This window comes from uncultured Nevskia sp. (assembly GCF_903885465.1).
In the GTDB taxonomy this organism is placed as follows: domain Bacteria; phylum Pseudomonadota; class Gammaproteobacteria; order Nevskiales; family Nevskiaceae; genus Nevskia.
Map to the genome: position 1 here is coordinate 1 of NZ_CAISIQ010000013.1, position 1,819 is coordinate 1,819.

The 1,819-nt window shown below is 59.8% G+C and carries 2 protein-coding genes; both read left to right on the forward strand.

The window, feature by feature from the left end; all coding sequences use genetic code 11:
- Positions 1–210: 210 nt before the first annotated feature.
- The gene (locus tag QZY06_RS00445; protein ID WP_295678747.1) at positions 211–933 is read left to right on the forward strand and encodes a nitroreductase; all 723 of its coding nucleotides are present in this window, start codon (positions 211–213) and stop codon (positions 931–933) included.
- A 139-nt stretch (positions 934–1,072) separates the two neighbouring features.
- Entirely contained in the window at positions 1,073–1,768 is a 696-nt protein-coding gene (locus QZY06_RS00450; RefSeq protein WP_295678750.1) for a mobilization protein, read from the forward strand.
- Positions 1,769–1,819 lie beyond the last annotated feature (51 nt).

The following is a 1,819-nucleotide window of genomic DNA, read 5'->3' on the forward strand; positions in this document are numbered from 1 at the left end:
AGGCGAATTATAGAGGACTTTCATCCCCTGTCAACTCCCCGTCTCTACCAGCCCGACAAGCTAACTCCACCTTCCCAAAACCCCTCAGCGGTAGCCGCTGCGAGGGGGCGAATTATAGGGCCGTTCGAGGTTGTGTCAACGAAGAAATCGAACTTTTCCTGAAAATATCTGCTGACCATCAAAATCAGCTGCCAACAAGACAACTTCCATATGGATGTCGATACTTCACGGCAAGCATCCCGCCAGATTGAAGAACCCCCACCAATGACCGTCACCGAAGCACTGCAAACCAGAATATCGACACGCGCCTTCCTTCCCCGGCCCGTATCCGAAGCCACGATCCGCGACATCCTCGACGTTGCTCGCTGGTCACCCTCGGGCGGCAACATGCAGCCGTGGAAAGTGATTGCAGTTGCCGGTGCGGCACAACAGGCGGTCAAGGGATTAGCTGTTAACTATCCCGGCATGTTGCCGGCCGAAGATGGCGACAGGCCGATGTACCCGGCGAATCTGTGGGATCCGTATCGCAGCCGCCGCTACAAGATCGGCGAAGACATGTACGCCTTGCTCGGAATCGGCCGGGACAACAAGCCGGCTCGCTTACGCCAACTCGCTCGCAACTTCGAGTTCTTCGATGCACCGGCCGCGCTGTTCTTCGTCATCGACGAACGCATGGGACATGGTCAATGGGCGCATCTCGGGATGTTCATGCAGTCGGTGGCACTGGCGGCAACTGAACGTGGCGTCGCGTCCTGCTTCCAGGAAATCTGGGGCACGATGCGGACAACCTTGAAGCAGCATTTCAAGATCAACGACCAGGACATGGTCTATTGCGGCATGGCGCTCGGCTACGCCAACCCGGAAGCCCCGGTCAATCGGCTGCGCTCGGATCGGGCAAGCGTCGACGAGTTCGCGAGCTTCCATTTCGACTGAGCATCGCCGCCGCCCGCTGCTGACTCGCAGCGGGCGACAATACCCGCCGCTCGCGGCAGACGGCATAAGCCATGCTTGCAGCCGCTGCATCTTTTACGACTGACAGCCGAACACGGCGTCCCCCTACGGAGTTACAAGCATGGCAACCATTCATTTCATCGGCGGCGAGAAAGGCGGGGTCGGCAAATCGCTGGTTGCGCGAGTGCTGGCGCAGTACCTGATCGACAACGGCAAGCCCTTCATCGGCTTCGACTCCGACCGTTCACATGGCGCCCTGCTGCGCTTCTACGCTGGCTTCGCGTCACCGATCGTCGTCGACGATTTCGAAAGCCTGGACAAGGTGATGGAAGCAGCTGCCGATCATCCGGACAGCCAGATCGTCGTCGATCTCGCGGCGCAGACTCATCTGCCGCTAGTGACCTGGATGGATGACTCCGGCGCGCTGGAACTGGCCACCGAAATGGGTATCCGTGTCCGCTACTGGCATGTGATGGACTCGGGCAAGGACTCGGTCGATCTGCTGCGCAAGCTGATCGACCGTTTCGACGATCACCTCGATTACGTGCTGGTGCTGAACCAGCTGCGCGGCGACGACTTCGGGATCTTCGACCAGTCCGGCGAACGCGAGCGCGCACACGGCCTGGCGGCCGACATCATCAACATGCCGCGTCTGCACGAAACGGCGATGACGCGGATCGACGCCCGCAGCACTAGCTTCTGGGCAGCCGCGAACAGCGCCGATAAGGAAATGACCGGTCTTGGCATGCTCGAACGCCAGCGGGTCAAGATCTGGCTCAACAAGGCCTACAAGCAGCTCGAAAAGCTCGATCTGTAAGTGATGGCAGCGGACGGCACGCGAACGCCTTCCGCTGATCGACTCCGATCA